We start from the raw sequence: 18,755 nt of genomic DNA, 5'->3' as shown, positions 1-18,755 counted from the left end.
GGACCCCCATGCAGCGCACCCTTGGAACCTGCTATTATCCTGAACACTGGCCGGAAGAGATCTGGCACAAAGACGCCACCCGTATGGCTGAACTGGGCCTGACCTGGGTCCGGATCGGCGAGTTCTCCTGGTCAAGGATCGAACCTACTCCTGGCGAGTTGAATTGGACCTGGCTAGATCGCGCTATCGACACGCTGGTATCTGCCGGGTTGAAAATTGTGCTGGGCACCCCGACGGCTACACCGGCCCGCTGGATGGCGGACCGATATCCCGACATGTTCGCGGTGGATCAAGACGGTAAACTCCGTGGCTTCGGCTCTCGCCGTCACTATTGCTTCAGCCACGAGGGATACCGCACCGAATGTCGTCGTATCGTGACGCTGATTGCTGAGCGCTATGGTCGCGGTAGTCGGATTGCAGCATGGCAAACTGACAATGAATACGGATGCCACGATACGGTCCTCAGCTACTCTTCCGCTGCACGCGCCGCATTTACCCGCTGGCTTGAGGCTCGGTATGACAGTGATATCGCTGCGCTGAACCACGCCTGGGGCAACGTCTTCTGGTCGATGGACTATGAGCGATTCGACCAAATTTGCCTGCCGAACCTGACCGTGACAGAACCAAACCCTGCGCATGTACAAGCGTTTCGACGGTTTTCCTCGGATCAGGTGGTCACCTTCAATCGCGATCAGGTCGAGATCTTGCGCGCCCATTCCGACGCACCGATTGCCCATAACTATATGGGCCGGGTGACGGATTTCGATCACTACAAGGTCGGCAATGATCTGGAGATCGCAAGCTGGGATAGCTATCCACTAGGTTTTTTAGAAGATCGAGTGGGTGCCAGTGCTGAGAACCAGCGCCGTTACGCCCGTCAGGGTGATCCTGATTTTCAAGCATTCCACCACGATCTCTATCGTGCCGTTGGGCATGGACGTTGGTGGGTGATGGAACAGCAGCCAGGCCCTGTGAACTGGGCACCCTATAACCCTGCGCCGCTTCCCGGCATGGTGCGCTTTTGGACCTGGGAAGCTTTTGCCCATGGCGCGGAGGCCGTTTGCTATTTCCGATGGCGACAAGCACCTTTTGCGCAAGAGCAACTGCACGCGGGCCTTTTACGGCCAGATAGTGCGGAGGCTCCTGCATTTTCCGAAGCGCAGCAAGTGGCTGAAGAGTTGATAAACGCCCCTGCAGTTGCTCCCTCGCAAGCGCCGGTGGCGTTGATTTTCGACTATGATGCGGAGTGGGCCTGGCAGGTGCAGCCTCACGGTCAGGGATTGAGCTATTTCGATTTGGTGCTTGAGCACTACCGTGCCCTCCGCCGCGCAGGTTTGTCGGTTGACATCGTCCCGCCAACTCTGAGGCATTTTGACGGTTACTCGCTAATCCTTGCCCCCGGACTGATGCATCTAGAAGATGGCCTGCGCACAGCGTTGGCCGCTGCCGAGAGTCAGGTCCTTTACGGGCCACGTACCGGCGCACGGGACGCAGACTTCAACATCCCGACCGACCCACTCCCCCCGGCACTGGCGGATCTGGATATCTGCATCGCCGCCGTCGAAAGCCTGCGACCGGACATGCCTGTGCCACTCGCCGAGGGAAAAGGTGCAGTTACCGGGTATCTGGAAACACTGGATGGACCCGCGGAAGGACTGATCCACGCCGAGAACGGTCCGCGCGTGGCTGTCGCAGCCAACAAAAGTGTCTACTGTGCTGGCTGGCTCGACAGTGCCGGTTTGGACCACCTGATCGCGACGCTCTGCACCCGTGCAGGACTTGCGACACGCAGGATGCCAGCTGGAATACGCGTCCGGCAAACGGGCACCGAAGAGTTCTGGTTCAACCATCTTGACGAACCAGTTGAGACAGAGGTGGGCGTCCTACCACCGGCCGGGGTTCTCCGGCGTCCGCTTGCCGGCTAGGCAAGCCGGATCAAACCCGATCCGATAGCTCGTAACAAAAAGAGAAGACCGCCATAGCATACCATGGCGGTCTTACCGGTTATGAGGCAAATGTTAGACGGTGCCGCCTAGGCTCCCCTCCAGCTTTGCCATTTCCTGACCACCAGCCATCAAATCCTGCAACTCTTCTGGCGTGATTTCGCCTCGTTTCGCTGTACCCAGAGTCTGCCCCCGGTTCAGGACCGTAAAACGATCCCCAACAGCCATTGCATGGCGAACGTTATGAGTGATGAAGACTACAGCAACACCCTGCTTACGAACCTTATCGATGGTTGCCAGAACATTCGCTGTCTGACGTACCCCCAGCGCCGACGTTGGTTCATCCAAGATCAGCACCTTCGCACCAAAATGCACCGCCCGGGCAATGGCTACAGTCTGACGTTCGCCACCGGAAAGGGTGCCAACAGCCTGATCTGGCCCTCGCAGGTTAATCCCCATCTTGCGCATTTCTTCCATGGTCACGCGGTTGGCGTAGTCATGATCGAACAGCTTTAGTGGGCCAATTTTCCTAACTGGCTCATTGCCCATAAAGAAATTTCGACTAACCGACATCAACGGGATCATCGCCAGATGTTGGTGAACTGTTGCGATCCCAGCCGCGATCGCATCACGTGGATCCGCAAAATGCAACGGCAGACCTTCAAACAGAATGTCGCCTTTTGTGGGTTTATGCACGCCGGACATCGTCTTGATAAAGGTCGATTTACCGGCACCATTGTCGCCAAGCAGGCAATGGCATTCACCGGGAAAGATATCCACCGACACTCCCGCAAGAGCAATAACGCTGCCAAAGTGCTTTTCGATACCCTGCATCTGGATCAAGGGTTGAGACATAGACATATCAGCGCTCCCCTGTAATGACGCGGCGGATATAGGTGTTGAGGATGACCGCAAACAGCAAGATCAATCCTAAGAAAACCCGGAACAGTGAGCTCTCAACCCCGGCAAAGAACAGCCCCTGCTGTACAACACCAAAGATCAGAGCCCCAAGTGCAGCCCCAAGAACCGAGCCGTATCCGCCTGTCAGCAAAGCACCGCCGATCACCACGGCAATGATGGCCTCAAATTCTTTCAGAAGGCCACGATCAGACCCGGCACCACCAAATTCCATTACCTGACAAGTCGCGAAAACGGTCGCACAGAAGGCCGTACACATGAACATTAGGATCTTGACCCGGTTCACAGGAACGCCCGAATTGCGCGCGGCTTCTGCATCGCCGCCGGCGGCAAAGATCCAGTTGCCAAACCGTGTCCGGGTCAGGATCACATGACCGATGACGACCAACAAGATAGCCCAGACGATCAGCATCGGCAGGCCATCGACAACCGGCTGGCCCTTGCGTGTGCCACGTTCAAAAACCGCGATCCATCCATTATCACCAAACCACTGGAACAGACCTGTCAGGATTTTGCCCCCGAACAATGCGGCCAGCCAATCGCCTTCAGCAGCGTCTGCAACACCGCCAATAATAGTTTTACGCTCAATGGTTTGTGGCAGGTAAATCGCAAAACCGCGCAGGATGAACAAAAACGCCAGCGTCACGATGAAACTGGGCAATCCGGTGCGTACCACGATGAATCCGTTCAGCGCGCCAATCGCCATCGCCAGTACGAAGGTCACCAGAATGGCCAACCACACAGGCCAGCCAAGCGTGACGCTGAAAATGGCAATCAACATGCCCGCAAACCCGATCATTGAGCCAACGGACAGATCAAATTCACCCGCAATCATCAGCAGGCAGGCACCGACGGCAATGATCATAAACTGCGCCGAGATCTGGCTCCAGTTCATCACCCCTTGGCTGCTGAACATGCCGCTGTCACCGGCAAAAACAAGAAACATTGCGAACACAGAGATGGTACCGATGATACCTCCCAACTCCGGGCGGATCAGGGCTTCGCGGAACTTTGAGCGGCTCTTAATCCGCTCATCATCCGCAAATTGGGTTTGTGCGTCAGACATAGTGCTCTCTCTGAAAAAAAGGGCGGCCGTTTTACAAAGGCCGCCCACCCATAGGGGAGATGATTACCGGTACTCGCCTGCGAACTGTTCCACCTTCTCGAGGCCATCCTTAGTCACGAAACCTGGGCCGGAGTTGATGTTGTTGCCAGGCAGTACACCATACCGATGGTAGTTGGTCAAAACTACGACTGGCAGATACGCTTGCAGGAATGGCTGCTGATCAATGCCCCAGTTAATCACCCCGGATTTCAACCCTTTGACGATTTCCTCGCCCAGATCAAAGGTTCCGAAATAGATGTCGCCAGCCATGCCGTTTTCGTCAAGCGCCAGCATGGTGGGATCTGCGGAAGTCGGCCCGAGGGTCAGAACCGCATCGGTTTCGGGGTTGGTGTTCAGATACGCCAACACGCGGTTTTTGATCTCCGCTGGATCCTGTCCGCTATCAATCATCTGATCGCCAAGCTCAATACCCAAACCGTCGGCAAAACCTTGACAACGCTCGGTCGAAGAAGGTGAGCTAATGTAGTGGTTCACACAAAGGAAGCTGCCAACGCCATCAGCCTTGGCACGCATCCCTGCGGCGTGGCCCGCGTCGTATTCCGGCTGACCGACATACATTAAGGCACCGACTTCACGCGCCTGATCTGGGGTGCCAGAATTCATGATGATCACATCAACCCCACTGTCGACCGCAGCGCGGATCGGACCTGACAGAACGTCGTAGTCAGACAGCGTTGTGATAATTCCGTTGGGACCCGAGGCCGCCGCTTGTTCAATAATCCGGGCCATGTCTGCCAGATCGCCCGTGGGCGGATTGCGATACTCCACCTCAACGTTCATCTGTTCGCCCGCCAAGGCAATACCGTTCTTGATGGTGTTCCACCAGCTATCGCTATCCGGCGCATGGCTGACAAGGATGTACTTCTCACCCTCGGCTGAAGCCGTTGTGGCCAGCATCATTGGCGCTGCTGCTACCGTTGTCGCCAGCATGAATGTTTTGAAGATTGACGTCATTCTTTCCTCCCAAAGTTTTACCGTCATGATCGCGTCCGGGCGGTCCCATTCGCATCGAAGATAAGGATAACCACGATTCCATTTCGTTTGCAACCGGTTGCAATTTGTGTCAGCATTTTTTCTGCTGAAGTCAGGCAGGATCCGCGATAGATGATCTGATCCGGTGCGTGACCGGATGCAAAACATGCGGATGGGCCGATATTGGGCCCCGGCAATGGGAAGATCAGGAATGGCTGTAACGCTAAAAGACGTAGCAGAACGGGCGCAGGTATCGCGATCAGCGGTATCGCGCACCTTTACCGACGGCGCATCCGTATCGGAAAAAATGCGCCGCAAGGTAGAGAAAGCTGCGCAGGAACTGGGCTACAGCCCCAATGCTCTCGCGTCTTCACTAACAACGGGGCGCACCAAACTGATAGGATTGGTTTCCAACAACTTTCACAATCCGATCTTTCTGGAAGTCTTCGACAGATTTACGCGGCGCCTGCAAGACAAAGGACTGCGACCGCTCCTGGTTAACCTGTCAGACGAAACCGATCCGAAAAATTCGGTACGAATGCTGCGACAATATTCTGTCGATGGTGTTGTTGTGGCATCCTCTACGCTGCCACCAGGATTTGCAAAGGCATTTCGCGATGCCGGTGTCCCAGTCGTTCACAGTTTTGGCCGCTCATCTTCCACCCCGCAGGTGCATGTCGTGGGCATCGACAACGTCGAATGCGGGCGCATGGCTGCTCAAACCTTAATCGCGCGTGGTTATCGCAAGCTGGCCTTTATGGGTGGACCGCAAGCCGCGACCTCGACCCAGGATCGTTGTAAAGGGTTCACCAACGAGATGGAGATGCATCCGGAAATCGCGACCTCATACAGCTTTGCCGGCGACTATTCATTCGAGGCAGGTCGCCAAGAAATGTTACGCCTTCTGCAAGAAGACCCGGCAGAAGCCTATTTCTGTGGCGATGACGTGTTGTCCATCGGTGCGCTCAGTGCAATCCGCGAACAGGGGCTAAGCGTACCACAGGATATTGGTGTAATTGGCCTCAACGATATGGAAATGGCGCGCTGGGAGAATATCGACCTCACAACGATCCATCAGCCAATTGAGCAAATCGTCAATTCGTCGATAGAGCTTGTCGTGGCGATGCTTGATGAACCGGACCGCTATCCAGAAGCACGTATTTTTCCATGCCATGTGGTAGATCGAGGCACGCTAAAAGCGCTTGCGACGTAGACAGGGCAAAATAGTAGTAAGAGCACCGACGCCGGCCAGTGTTCTTACATGTTTCAAATTATTCGCTCAACGAAACATCGGTGGGCGGGCATCGACCCAGGCGCCATCCGTTTCACCGCTTTGCGCGACTGCAAAGACGGCTGCCATGGATCGCAACCCGTCCACAGCCCGAGGATAGAGATCTGCAGCAGGATCCATCGGGCGGCCTGCTTTATCCGCACGGATAGCCTCGGCTAGGTCACTGTATATGTTGGCAAATGCGAGTGGCATCCCCTCAGCATGACCAATCGTTACACGGCTGGTACGATCCGCTTCGGAGCTAAGATTTTCTTCACCGCGTTCAATGACCTGCAGCCGCTCACCAAGGGGCATCCAGTAGAGCTGGTTCGGCTGCTCCTGAGACCAGCGCAGGCCGCCTTTTTCGCCGAACACCTGCAACGTCAGCCCGTGCTGACGCCCGATCGCGATCGATGATGTCCAGAGCCGCCCAACCGTACCACCATCAAAGCGCAGATTGACCATAGCATCGTCTTCCAGAACACGGCTTTCGATACAGCTTACCGTATCTGCCGAGAGACGCTCCAACTCCTGCCCGATCACAAAACTAGCCATATGCAGCGCATGAATACCGCAATCGGCAAACTGTGCAGAGACTCCCGCCTGTGCCGGATCATAGCGCCAGCGCACACGTGGGTTATCCGCATCAGCAGCATCTGCGTGGTGCCCATGGGCAAATTCAGCTTTTACAAGCCGGATCTTGCCCAAGTCGCCACGTGTGACCATGGCCTTCATATGACGCACAAGCGAATAACCAGAGTAGCCGTAGTTCACGGCACAAATCTTGTCCTGCGCCTTGGCAATCCTGACGATCTCTTCGCCTTCCTCGACGGTCATAGTCATTGGCTTTTCGCACAAGACGTGAAACCCGGCTTCAAGGAAACTCTTGGTAATTTCAAAATGCGTTGCATTTGGAGTTGCTACCGTGACCAGATCGACCCGGTCATCGCGGGTACGCTCCCCCTCCAGCATTTCCTGCCAATTTCCGTAAGCGCGATCCGCCGCCAGCCCAAGACGCTGGCCATATGCACGCCCCTTCTCTGGACGATGGTCCAAGGCTCCTGCCACAAATTCAAACACGCCATCCAGCCCGGCCCCCAAGCGATGAGCCGGTCCGATTTGACTGCCCTCGCCACCGCCAATCATGCCCCATTTCAGTTTTACCATGGTGCTGTCTCCTAGTTGAAACCGATGGATTCAAGATATTCACGGTTGGCCCCCGCATCACCAAGCGGATCTGGGTCGAGCGTTGGGTCGCAGTCTTGTTCAACAGTGCACCAGCCGGAAAACCCTTTATCCATAAGCAATTGGCCTACCGCAGGGAAATCGACATCCCCGTCTCCGAGATTGCAGAAAATTCCCTGACCACAGGCATCGTAGAAGTTTGACCGATTGGCGATTACATCGGCCTTCACCTTGGGGTCGATGTCCTTGAAATGCATATAGCTGATACGATCAATATGCCGTTTCATAAAAGCTACGGGATCAAATCCAGCATATGAGTGGTGTCCGGTATCAAAACAGATTTTGAGAATAGTTTCGTCGACCTCATTCAGCAGGCGTTCCAATTCCGGTTCAAAGTCCATGAACCCTGCCGCATGGGCGTGGATACCAACCGTCAGCCCGTATTCTTCACTCCCGATCTGTGCGACTGTAGCCAACCGATCTCGAAACGCTATCCATTCTGCAGTCTCCATCTGCTCCGCCTCAGAGGCACGGCCAGCCGTTGGTGCCCGGCGTGCTGAGATGGAATCGATCAGCACCAGATGCTCAGCACCATGCGCTTGCAACGCTTTGCAGGTTCGGTGCGCTCCGTCCAGAACATCATCCCACTGATCAGGATCATGGAAGGCACGAAAAACCACGCCACCAATCAGTTCAAGATCATATTCTGCCAGTGCATCTCGAAGAACAGCGGGGTCTTCGGGCATATACCCGACCGGACCCAATTCGATACCTTTGTAGCCGGCCTTGGCGCAATCCTTCAGAACATTGCGCCAATCAGGATTACGAGGATCCTGCGCAAACTCTACCCCCCATGAACATGGGGCATTGCCAATTCTGATCGTCATTTGCAGTGCTTTCTTAAGTGCTTAATACGTTGATACCGTTTGCCACGACCGTGTCTTAGACGCGGTCATGGCTGCGGCAATCACCTGATTCACGGCCATTCCATCCTCAAATGTTGGCCAAACCGGTGTCTGTGTTTCGATCGCGCGAAGGAAGTCCCGTGCCTCGATCAGGATCTGGTCTTGATATCCGGTGCCGTGGCCGGGGCCCTGGCAAAACGGAAGATAATCAGGGTGCGCTGGACCAGTCAGGATCTTGCTGAACCCTCGCGTAGCGTCGTCTCCTTCGCTCAGATAAAGCCAGAGTGTGTTCTGGTCTTCCTGGTCAAATCGGATCGCGCCTTTTGTTCCCGTTATTTCATAGGCATAACCCATTTTTCGCCCCGTAGCGATCCGGCTGAAAAACATCTGCCCCATTGCACCATTGGCAAAGCGGCACATCAACTGGCCCTGATCATCATTGGTAACGCGCCCGCCGGGTCGATCACTGTGAACGGTCTCCACCTCGGCGATCAACTCAGCAATTGGGCCGATCAATGCCATAGCACCGTTGATCATATGTGGCGCAAGATCCCCCATCGTGCCATTGGCTTCACCCTCGGTCCGCCAGGTCGCAGGGGCCTCCGGATCAGCGTAGAAGTCTTCAGTGTGTTCGCCTCGAAACCAAGTAACATCTCCGATGGTACCGTTTGCGACAAGCTGACGTGCATATTGACTGGCGGGGGTGCGGATGTAGTTAAACCCAACCATATTTGGACATCCCGATGCCTGTGCTGCACCAACCATGGCACGGCTATCGGCTAGTGACGCCCCAAGAGGTTTTTCACAAAACACGGGCTTTCCGAGAGCAAAAGCCGCCTCTGCGACCGCGCGGTGCGTGCTCTGTGGTGTCGCAATAACAATTGCCTCTACATTGGGGTCATTCACTAAGACCTGCCAGTCATCAGTGGCCTTTAGAAAGCCATAGGACTGCCGATACCGCTCGGCACTGTCAGGAGTTGAAGCGCAGACCATTTCCAAACGCGGGCGCAAGGAGGTGTTGAACACGGCCCCCACTGCAGCCATGGCCACAGCGTGGGCCTTGCCCATATAGCCGCCACCAAGAATTCCAATGCCGATTTCGGTCATTCTGGCCTCCCACCCATGAAATTCGATTTGCAACCGGTTGCAAAACTTGTATCTTGGGATTCGACATCTCGCAAGATGAAATCGCTCCGACCACCGACCACCCAGGGATTCCAGCCTATGACCACGCCGCCAAAAACAATAAAACTGACAACCGCTCAGGCCATTATCCGATGGCTCACCAATCAGTTCATTGAAATTGATGGCGAAGAGATGCGTCTGTGCGGAGGTGGCTTTGGCATCTTTGGCCATGGCAATGTCACTTGCCTTGGCGAGGCCCTCTATGAGGCCCGCGACGCGCTGCCACTGTATCGCGGTCAGAACGAGCAAAGCATGGGCTTTGCAGCCGCCGGATATGCCAAACAATGGCTGCGCCAGAGGTTTATGTTCTGCACAGCAAGTGCGGGCCCGGGCACATCCAATCTACTAACCTCAGCCGCATTAGCCCATGCCAATCGCCTGCCGATGTTGATGCTGTGCGGCGATACATTCCTGACCCGCCTGCCGGATCCGGTATTGCAGCAGATGGAGAATTTCGATGATCCAACTTTTGGTGTGAATGACGCGTTCAAGCCGGTGTCGCGCTACTGGGATCGTATCACCCATCCAGCGCAGATCATCCAATCCCTACCAGCCGCCATCGCAACTATGCTAGATCCGGGTGACTGCGGCCCGGCGTTCCTTGGCCTGCCGCAGGATGTGCAGGGCTGGACCTATGACTATCCTGAGGTTTTCTTTGAAAAGAAGACCCATCGCATTCGCCGTGTAACGCCAGATGCTGCCGAAATTTCTGATGCCGCCGTAGCTTTGCGTGAAGCCAAGCGTCCGATGATCATCGCCGGTGGTGGCGTTCAATACAGCCGCGCAGTGGCAGAATTGACCCGTTTTGCCGAAGCCCATCAGATACCCGTTGTTGAAACTATCGCAGGACGTGCGAACCTGCGCGACACTCACCCCCTGAACATCGGCCCGATCGGCGTGACCGGTTCGGACAGCGCAAACGCGATCGCAGCCGAAGCGGATGTCATCCTTGCAGTCGGCACGCGATTACAAGACTTCACCACCGGCTCATGGACCGCATTTGCACAGGATGCGCAATTCATCTCGATAAATGCGGCACGCCACGACGCAGGCAAACACCGTTCACTCCCGATTGTAGGCGACGCCCAGCGCGCTCTTCAGGACCTTGGTGCAGCAAGCGATGACTATTCAGCCCCCTCTGATTGGGTCGCCCGCGCCCAAGAGGAGCGCAGTAGTTGGGTCGCTTATGTCGCTGACAATGTGTCCTACGGTGACAATCGTCCCAATTCCTATGCGCAGGCCATCGGTATCGTAAATGCGCTATGCGATCCAAAAGACCGCGTAGTCGCCGCTGCTGGCGGGCTACCTGCCGAGGTCACCGCGAACTGGAGAACTTTGGAACCCGGAACTGTGGATGTGGAATTCGGCTTTTCCTGTATGGGCTATGAAATTGCCGGTGCCTGGGGGGCTCGCATTGCCCAGTCCGAGCGTGAGCCAGACCGTGATACAGTGGTCTTTGTTGGTGATGGTTCCTACATGATGCTGAACTCAGATATCTATTCCAGCGTGCTCAGCCAGAAAAAACTGATCATTCTGGTGTTGGACAACGGTGGCTTCGCAGTCATCAACAAGCTGCAAAACAATACCGGCAATGCCAGCTTCAACAATCTGCTTGAGGATTGCCCAACCATTCCCGATGCTTTTGGCGTCGATTTTGCCAGCCATGCAGCCTCCATGGGTGCGATCACCGAAACAGTCGCCAACCCAGGCGAGTTGGGCGAGGCTTTCAAACGCGCCCGCAACAATGACCGGACCACGGTGATCGTGATGAAGGTCGATGCCTATGAGGGTTGGACCACCGAAGGTCACGCCTGGTGGGAGGTCGGCACGCCTCATGTCACCAATGACCAAAAGGTGCTGGATGCTCATGTCGAGTGGGAAGCCAGCCGCAGCAAACAGCGACGGGGCGTATAATGAGTACCGCAACGAAGGCAGATACCGATCTGTCGGCTCGCAATTTCCTGGTCATCGGTCGCGTCGGCATGGATCTTTGCCCAACGCCGACGGGCACCGCCACTCGGGATGCTACGGACATGATGGTCGCGATGGGGGGAAGCAGCGCCAACATTGCCGCGGGACTGGTCAGAATGGGATGTAGTGCAGCGCTTGTCACCAGCGTCTCGGATGATGCTGTGGGTTGGTACTGCCTGAACCAATTGGACAACTATGGCGTTGACCGGACTCACGTGAAACGCATCACAGGCGAATACCGAACCTCGCTTGCTGTCTATGAAAGCCGCGTAGAAGACCACCAGAGTGTAATCTACCGTAACAATGCCGCCGATTTTCAGATGACGATCGCAGACATTGAGGCCGTAGATTACAGACAATACAGCGCGTTGATCACCGCTGGTACCGTTTTCGCGGCTGAGCCATCGCGCAGTGCGACGTTCCGATCATTCGAACTGGCCCGTGCTGCCGGCCTGCCAATCATCTTTGATGTTGACTACCGCCCTTACAGTTGGCCCTCACCTGAGGTCGCTGCTGATGTGCTGTCCCGTGCGGGTGCAATGTCCGATATCATCGTTGGCAATGATGAAGAATTCGGTTTTATGGCTGGTGGCATTGACAAAGGGCTAGCTAAAGCTCGGACACTTGCAGAGACCAGCGCGTCTATCGTCGTCTACAAAATGGGACCATTGGGCGCTGTGACCTTTGCCGATGGTCAGGAGATCCGTACCGGCATCTATCCCGTCGAAGCGCTGAAACCCACGGGCGCAGGTGACAGTTTTATGGCCGGCTTCCTTGCCTCACTCTCCGAAGGACGCACTATGCAAGACGCCATTTTGCGAGGCTCTGCCTGTGCATCCGTAGTCGTGGCTAAACCTGGGTGCGCCCCTGCCATGCCCGATCTTGCCGGGCTGGAGGCGTTTCTTGCCGCGCACCCCGGTGCCACCGAAATCTGAAAGGACCCCCGCAATGCATATCGCCCCCCATGACAATCAGAACAAAGCGATCGTCGATGCCGACAATGAACTGGTGCCCCTGAACTATTTTAACATCGTCAAACTCACCAAGGGCCAGAGCTTCGAATACCAGGTGCCTGGCTATGAAACCTGCATCGTACCGGCGACGGGCACTGTTGATATCGAAGTCGAAGGCCTGAGCTATGCGGGTATCGGCAATCGAACTGCCGATGTATGGGGCGGCGAACCCGAAGGTGTCTATATCCCAGTCGGTGCCAAGGTATCGATCACCTGCATCACGGACGCCACGGAGACATTCATCGCCGGGGCGAAATACGACAAGGTCTTGGAGCCTTTTGATGTCCGCGCGGACAATATCGACTTGGTGCAATACGGGTCCGACGACACCAAGACCCACCGCAAGATCAAGCACATCCTTGGACAGAAACAGAACGAAAAGGTCGGACGCCTGCTAGTGTCAGAACTGTTTACCGTCGGTCAGGGTGGCTGGTCCGGTTTCCCCGCGCATAAACATGACACCGACCGCAAAGATGCTGATGGCACCATCATCGAGACCCGCCATGACGAGACCTATAATTTCCGCTTCCGCCCCAACCATGGTTCGGCCGTACAGATCCTACAACGCGAAGAAGGCAAACCCGGCGACGCCTATCAGCTGATGGATGGGTCGACGATTATGATCGACAAGGGCTATCACCCCTGCGCGGTAATGCCCGGCTATGAGATGTATTACTTCACCATCCTGGGTGGCCTGAGCCAACGCAGCCTGATCCAGTATTTTCAGCCGACCCATGCCTATCAGGTTGAAACGATCCCCGGCATCAAAGACATGGTGGCCAAGTTCAAATGACCGTTGCAACTCTTGCTGAAGTCCTGCAACCGGCCTTGCGCGATGGCCATGCTGTCGCCGGGCTGGTGACCTTGGGCTGGGAAGACATGCGGGCATATGTGGCGGCCGCTGAGGTCGAGGGTGTGCCGGTCATCCTACAGGCAGGCCCGTCCTGCCGTGCCCATACGCCCCTACCAATCCTGGGCAAAATGTTCCGTCACTTAGCTGAAGAAGCATCAGTACCGGTGGTGGCGCATCTTGATCATGGGTACACATTGGAGGACTGCCGGATCGCAATCGAAAGCGGCTTTACTTCGGTGATGTTTGACGGGTCGCGCAAAGCTCTGGGCGAGAACATCGCCGAAACTGCGGCCATTGTAGAAATGGCCTATGCTGCGGGCGTTTCCTGCGAAGGTGAAATTGGCTTTGTCGGGTACTCAGGCGGCGCAAGCTCTGCTGGTACGAACCCGGATGAAGCGCGCCGCTTCGCAATGGAAACCAACGTGGATGCCATGGCGATATCTGTTGGGAATGTGCACTTGCAACAAGACAAGGAAGGCGGTTTGGACATTGATCGCATTCGCGCCATTGAAGCCATAACAGAGGTACCGCTGGTCATTCATGGTGGTTCCGGCGTACCTGTGGCGCAACGTATCATGCTGGCACGGCAATCCAGCGTCTGCAAATTCAATATTGGCACGGAATTGCGCATGGCCTTTGGTGCCGCGATGCGCAACGCTGTGAACAGCGATCCGGATCGGTTCGACAGAGTGAGCATCCTGTCCGAAACACATGACCCGGTCGTAGCTGCAGCGCGCCGTGTTCTTCGCGCCTTTAAGGGAGAGACTAAATGTTGAATATCGGCCTTCTTGGTTGCGGGCGCATCGGTCAGGTCCACGCCCGATCTGTCGGACAATTGGACGGGGTTCGCGTTAGCGCCGTCGCCGACGCAATGCCCGAGGCAGCCAATGCGTTGGCCAGCAAGATCGACGCTAACGTGCATGACGCCTCGGACCTGATTAAAAGCGCCGATGTAGATGCGGTCGTGATCGGTACCCCCACCGATACACACTACGACCTGATCCATCAGGCGGCGTCTGCCGGCAAGGCGATCTTTTGCGAGAAACCAGTCGATATGTCCGCCGCCCGCATCCGCGATTGTCAAAAAGTGGTGGCTGAAGCAGGTGTCGCCTTCCTAACGGCTTTCAACCGTCGGTTTGATCCAAACTTTGCCAATCTCCAGCAGCGCTTGCGGGCAGGCGAAATTGGTGATGTCGAGATCGTATCGATTTTGTCGCGCGACCCCTCCCCTCCGCCTATCAGCTATATAAAGACATCGGGCGGATTGTTTCGGGACATGATGATCCATGATTTCGACATGGCTCGTTTTCTCCTAGCCGAAGAACCCGTGCGGGTCTTCGCTGTCGGATCGGCATTGGTTGATCCAGCGATTGGAGAGGCTGGCGATGTCGACACTGCTGCGGTCACCCTGACCACAGCAAACGGAAAGATCTGTCAGATTTCCAATTCACGCCGGGCCACTTATGGCTATGATCAACGCGTGGAAGTTCATGGATCAAAGGGGATGCTTCGCGCCGCGAATATCCTGGAAAACACTGTGGAGGTTGCTGGAGGGCGTGGCTTTCAAACAGCACCCGCACAGCATTTTTTTCTTGAACGCTACGAAGCCGCATATCGCAACGAAATGGCTCGTTTTGTCGATGCGGTTCAGACCGGCACAGCCCCGTCGCCCAGTATCGACGACGGGTTGCGTGCTCAGATGCTGGCCGATGCCGCTGCGAAGTCACTCGAGACTGGCGCACCTGTCGCGCTCTAAGCGAAGGGATTATCAAGCCTGGCGGCGCGTTTCCTGTGCCGCCAGTGCCGCAGTGAAGCGATCAGACGTCCAATCCTCGGCCAGCGCCTGATGAAATAATGCAGCCTGCGTTTGCGGCGCCAGACCACCCATTGGCGGATCGCGATCCAGATTGGATGGGAACGAATATCCCTCGGCGCAGGCCGCAATCGCGGCTGCTTGCTCTGCCCTCGCCATTGCCTCCTTACTGTTCAGTTCGGCCAGCACCGGATAGAGACGTTCCGACATGCCGCGACGGTCCACCGTCTCCATCGCCCGCCCGAATGCTGAAGACACCTGAAGCAGGTTAGCCATGCGCTGGATATCCCTGGATCGGTTGGCACCCGCCGCGTGAAACAACGCCGGATTGAAGAACACCGCATCGCCCTTGCTCAGAGGCAACTGCACACAGTGCTCCTCGAAGTACGCGCGAAAATCTTCGCGACGCCAAGCGGCATAGCCCGCACTGTATAGCTGCGAGAAGGGTAATAGCTTGGTCGGGCCACTTTCGACCGGCATATCCGTGTGTGCCACCGCCCCCTGCAAGGTCAACGCTGGCGAAAGATCATGAACATGAGCCGGATACTGGGCTGATATTTCAGCCGTTTGAAAACCAAGGTGATAGTCACGATGAGCCTGCTGCGCAGCACCGCCAGGACGCACCAGATTGACCTGCGCCGTCATCTGGTAGTTTGGCCCCAGCCATGCTTCGCAGACTGCGGCCAAGGCAACATTTCCAAAGTAGCGCGCGAATACATCAGGCGCAGCGTCACAGAGTTTTTGCAGGGAATTCCAGATCCGGTCATTGGATCCAGCAGTGGTAAAGTGATCCGCACCACCACCATTCCATTGTTTTTCATCAGCAATAATACGGTCATAAACCACGCTGGCCGCATCAATTGGCGAAACATCCTGATAGGCGCCCTTTAGTATGAGAACGCCCGCCCCATGTCGTAGCCCATGTGCCCATTCAGCCATCAATCGCCGACGCGCGCCTGTTTCACTCAGCATCTCGCGAAGTGCGGCCATTTCATAAATTGGTATTTTCTTCTCTATAGCAGCCGCCAGCGGGACGTGACGCGCGTCCAAATCTTGTTGTGTCAAAGCTGTGAAATCATTCAAATCACAGCGCTCTGCCTCGAAATACGCGGGTTCGGTCAAATCTTGAGTGTCTGGCATCGGGAAACATCCTGTTCACGTAGTTTTCAGTGTCACCCACAGACTGCCAATCAGCCCTCTTGTCGTCTGCGATCAGATCCATCAAAAATACATCAATGAGCCATCGCTTCCCGATCAAAGATATCGCCCAGCAGTCCGGTCTGAGCACAGCGACCGTTGACCGTGTTCTGAACCGGCGTGCAAATGCCAGCGCACGCAGCCAGGCGCGGGTGGTCGCGGCCATTGCCGAGCTGGAGGGACAGGAGCAACAGCTGTCAGCACGTGGACGACGGCTCTACTTTGATGTCGTGGTTGAGGCTCCAGAACGGTTCAGTCGGGAAATTCGGCAGGCCACTGAAGCCGTCTTGCCGACAATTGGCCCAGCGGTGATCCGTGCCCGCTATCGCTTTCAGCAGATTATGCCCGCCGACGACTGCGTTACGATCCTACGGAAAATCACTAAACGCGGCAGCCATGGAGTGGTGCTCAAGGCGCGTGATTTGCCGCAAATCAATGCGGCGGTGGCACAGTTACACAACAGCGGCATTCCCGTCGTCTGTGTTTTTACTGATCTGCCTGACGGTGCCCGACGCGCATATTGCGGACCCGACAATTACGCAGCCGGCCAATCCGCAGCCTATATGATCGACAAATGTCTGCCAGACGACCTACCGACGGATGCGACTATACTAACCACTCTCAGCCAGATGGCCTTTCACGGCGAAGATCAACGCTGGCGCGGCTTCAAGCGCCAGATTTCCGAACGCCGCCCTGATCTACGATTGATCACCCTAACCGCCGGTGCAGGTCTGGCTCTGGAGACCGAAGAGTTGGTCCGTGAGCGGCTGTCGGATCCATGCACGGGGCCCATCCTTGGTGTTTATTCGATGGGTGGCGCAAACCGCGCCATTTCGGAACAGCTGGAAGCATTCAACCATCATCCGTGTGCCTATGTCGCGCATGATCTCGACAACGAGAACCTGATCATGATGCGTCAGGGCAAGGTCACGGTGGTTTTGCACCATGATATCGCCAGTGACATGAGAAACGCTTTCCTCAGCTTGTTGCATGCCAACCGTGTCTTGAGTTCTCTTCCGTCGCCGACTCAGAGCCGAATATCAGTGGTCACGCCCTTCGACTGCCCAGAAATTCAACCCTAGCGGCATAACTCCAAAAATTTCCGGACCGTTCAGAAACTCCGGTGCTGACGCATAACATCCCGTCCTAGCCGCAAATGACCTTTTGCATCGGCCCGTGAAACCCATCACCGGCATCCTTTATCGCTTAAGCCAATTTTTTCATCCGAAGCGATGCGATTATTGTTCCTCTTTGGGATCATTCTTGGAATGCTTCCCGAAATAGCCAACAGGGAGAGTGGCATGAAAGTTGGATTTATTGGCCTGGGGAACGTAGGCGGGAAACTAAGCGGCAGCCTGCTGCGCAATGGGATTGACCTTAGCGTCTATGACCTGAACGAAACGCTGGTGGACAATTCAGCCGCGGCTGGTGCAACGGCCGCGAAAGATCCTGCAGAGCTGATGCGCATTTGTGACGTTGTCATCACCTGCTTGCCCTCGCCTGCCGCCTCCGACCAGGTTATGCAGCAGATGCTACCAGAGATCGGCCCCGGCAAAATCTGGATGGAGATGTCCACCACAGACGAGGCCGAGGTCAAACGCCTTGGGGCTCTGGTCGCCGAAGCAGGCGGAGCGACTGTCGACTGTCCGGTCTCAGGCGGATGTCACCGCGCAGATACCGGTAATATCTCAATCTTCGCGGGTTGTGATCGCGGCACCTTTGATCGGGTCGCACCACTGCTAAAGACCATGGGACGGCGCGTTTTGCACACAGGGCCAATTGGCTCAGCTTCGGTTCTGAAAGTGATCACCAACTATCTGGCAACGGCCAATCTACTGACTTGTTGCGAAGCGCTGGTGACCGCCAAAGCCGCTGGCATGGATCTCAATACCGCCTATGAAGCGATCAAAATTTCCTCGGGCACTTCCTTCGTACATGAAACCGAGAGTCAGGTGATCCTGAATGGATCGCGCGACATTTCTTTCACCATGGACCTCGTGTCCAAGGACATCGGTCTGTTTCAGGCCGTCGCAGACCGCCATGATGTGCCTCTGGAAATCAATCCTTTGATGATAAAGATCCTTAAGGATGGGGAAGCCCGTTTTGGCAGCCGGGAACTGTCGCCAAACATCATCAAACGCCTTGAGGAAGCAACAGGGCTGGATATTACTGCTCCCGGCTTCCCGCCCGAAATGACTGATGATGAACCGGAAGAGCCCGGATACGAGGTCATCCCCACAGGTCGAGATAGCGCAACAATCTAATTGGAACCTACGACGTAACAAGGTGGAGCGGCGGATCACCGCCCTCCACCTCTTTACAGTAGTCAATCACCAATGAACTGTTCAGACTTCTCGCTCCACGCGTATAGGGTTCCCCAGATTTGAATGTCCTGAATTGCGCG

General features: G+C 55.8%; 16 protein-coding genes. 9 read left to right on the top strand and 7 right to left on the bottom strand.

What is annotated here, in order from left to right:
- Window positions 1–8: 8 nt before the first annotated feature.
- Window positions 9–1,925 (top strand): beta-galactosidase, encoded by a 1,917-nt coding sequence (locus tag ACEWZM_RS13795; RefSeq protein WP_414006979.1) that lies wholly within the window; start codon window positions 9–11, stop codon window positions 1,923–1,925.
- Window positions 1,926–2,018: 93 nt separating this feature from the next.
- On the opposite strand, the gene ACEWZM_RS13790 is transcribed toward ACEWZM_RS13795, so the two are convergent.
- From ACEWZM_RS13790 to ACEWZM_RS13780, 3 genes are all read right to left on the bottom strand, one after another.
- On the bottom strand, window positions 2,019–2,804 hold the full coding sequence (locus ACEWZM_RS13790; protein ID WP_414006978.1) for an ATP-binding cassette domain-containing protein: 786 nt from the start codon (window positions 2,802–2,804) through the stop codon (window positions 2,019–2,021).
- Window position 2,805: 1 nt separating this feature from the next.
- Entirely contained in the window at window positions 2,806–3,927 is a 1,122-nt protein-coding gene (locus ACEWZM_RS13785) for an ABC transporter permease (RefSeq protein ID WP_414006977.1), read from the bottom strand.
- Between the two features lie 63 nt (window positions 3,928–3,990).
- Window positions 3,991–4,941 carry a sugar ABC transporter substrate-binding protein gene (locus ACEWZM_RS13780; RefSeq protein ID WP_414006976.1) on the bottom strand — a complete coding sequence of 317 codons (951 nt, stop codon included), beginning with the start codon at window positions 4,939–4,941 and terminating at the stop codon, window positions 3,991–3,993.
- Window positions 4,942–5,170: 229 nt separating this feature from the next.
- Between ACEWZM_RS13780 and ACEWZM_RS13775 the strand changes: the two genes are divergently transcribed.
- The gene (locus ACEWZM_RS13775) at window positions 5,171–6,172 is read left to right on the top strand and encodes a LacI family DNA-binding transcriptional regulator (RefSeq protein WP_414006975.1); all 1,002 of its coding nucleotides are present in this window, start codon (window positions 5,171–5,173) and stop codon (window positions 6,170–6,172) included.
- Window positions 6,173–6,238: 66 nt separating this feature from the next.
- On the opposite strand, the gene ACEWZM_RS13770 is transcribed toward ACEWZM_RS13775, so the two are convergent.
- The 3 genes from ACEWZM_RS13770 to ACEWZM_RS13760 are packed head-to-tail and all read right to left on the bottom strand — an operon-like array spanning window position 6,239 to window position 9,426.
- A complete protein-coding gene (locus tag ACEWZM_RS13770) occupies window positions 6,239–7,396 on the bottom strand; it encodes a Gfo/Idh/MocA family protein (RefSeq protein ID WP_414006974.1) in 1,158 nt (385 codons plus the stop codon).
- Window positions 7,397–7,407: 11 nt separating this feature from the next.
- Window positions 7,408–8,301, bottom strand: a complete 894-nt coding sequence (locus tag ACEWZM_RS13765) for a TIM barrel protein (RefSeq protein ID WP_414006973.1) — start codon at window positions 8,299–8,301, stop codon at window positions 7,408–7,410.
- Between the two features lie 21 nt (window positions 8,302–8,322).
- Complete coding sequence (locus ACEWZM_RS13760; RefSeq protein ID WP_414006972.1) at window positions 8,323–9,426, bottom strand: Gfo/Idh/MocA family protein; 1,104 nt, start codon at window positions 9,424–9,426, stop codon at window positions 8,323–8,325.
- A 117-nt stretch (window positions 9,427–9,543) separates the two neighbouring features.
- Between ACEWZM_RS13760 and iolD the strand changes: the two genes are divergently transcribed.
- The 5 genes from iolD to iolG are packed head-to-tail and all read left to right on the top strand — an operon-like array spanning window position 9,544 to window position 15,097.
- On the top strand, window positions 9,544–11,418 hold the full coding sequence (gene iolD, locus ACEWZM_RS13755) for a 3D-(3,5/4)-trihydroxycyclohexane-1,2-dione acylhydrolase (decyclizing) (protein ID WP_414006971.1): 1,875 nt from the start codon (window positions 9,544–9,546) through the stop codon (window positions 11,416–11,418).
- Complete coding sequence (gene iolC, locus ACEWZM_RS13750; RefSeq protein WP_414006970.1) at window positions 11,418–12,410, top strand: 5-dehydro-2-deoxygluconokinase; 993 nt, start codon at window positions 11,418–11,420, stop codon at window positions 12,408–12,410. The genes iolD and iolC overlap by 1 nt, the downstream gene beginning before the upstream one ends.
- 13 nt (window positions 12,411–12,423) lie before the next feature.
- Window positions 12,424–13,281: a 5-deoxy-glucuronate isomerase gene (locus tag ACEWZM_RS13745; protein ID WP_414006969.1), complete on the top strand. Its 858-nt coding sequence runs from the start codon at window positions 12,424–12,426 to the stop codon at window positions 13,279–13,281.
- Window positions 13,278–14,117: a class II fructose-bisphosphate aldolase gene (locus ACEWZM_RS13740; protein ID WP_414006968.1), complete on the top strand. Its 840-nt coding sequence runs from the start codon at window positions 13,278–13,280 to the stop codon at window positions 14,115–14,117. The genes ACEWZM_RS13745 and ACEWZM_RS13740 overlap by 4 nt, the downstream gene beginning before the upstream one ends.
- Window positions 14,111–15,097, top strand: a complete 987-nt coding sequence (gene iolG / locus ACEWZM_RS13735; RefSeq protein WP_414006967.1) for an inositol 2-dehydrogenase — start codon at window positions 14,111–14,113, stop codon at window positions 15,095–15,097. Before ACEWZM_RS13740 ends, iolG begins: the two co-directional genes overlap by 7 nt.
- A gap of 12 nt (window positions 15,098–15,109) precedes the next feature.
- Here the strand turns inward: iolG and ACEWZM_RS13730 are convergent, their stop codons facing one another.
- The gene (locus ACEWZM_RS13730; protein WP_414006966.1) at window positions 15,110–16,294 is read right to left on the bottom strand and encodes a phytanoyl-CoA dioxygenase family protein; all 1,185 of its coding nucleotides are present in this window, start codon (window positions 16,292–16,294) and stop codon (window positions 15,110–15,112) included.
- Window positions 16,295–16,389: 95 nt separating this feature from the next.
- Here ACEWZM_RS13730 and ACEWZM_RS13725 point away from each other — a divergent pair, with 95 nt between their 5' ends.
- Together ACEWZM_RS13725 and ACEWZM_RS13720 are read left to right on the top strand one after the other, a co-directional pair.
- On the top strand, window positions 16,390–17,433 hold the full coding sequence (locus ACEWZM_RS13725; RefSeq protein ID WP_414006965.1) for a LacI family DNA-binding transcriptional regulator: 1,044 nt from the start codon (window positions 16,390–16,392) through the stop codon (window positions 17,431–17,433).
- Between the two features lie 219 nt (window positions 17,434–17,652).
- Window positions 17,653–18,615, top strand: a complete 963-nt coding sequence (locus ACEWZM_RS13720; protein ID WP_414006964.1) for an NAD(P)-dependent oxidoreductase — start codon at window positions 17,653–17,655, stop codon at window positions 18,613–18,615.
- Window positions 18,616–18,755 lie beyond the last annotated feature (140 nt).

The organism is Phaeobacter cretensis, assembly GCF_047372505.1.
Taxonomy (GTDB): domain Bacteria; phylum Pseudomonadota; class Alphaproteobacteria; order Rhodobacterales; family Rhodobacteraceae; genus Phaeobacter; species Phaeobacter cretensis.
Note: the sequence above shows the minus strand (reverse complement) of the source record. Positions and strands in the feature narration are given on the sequence as shown.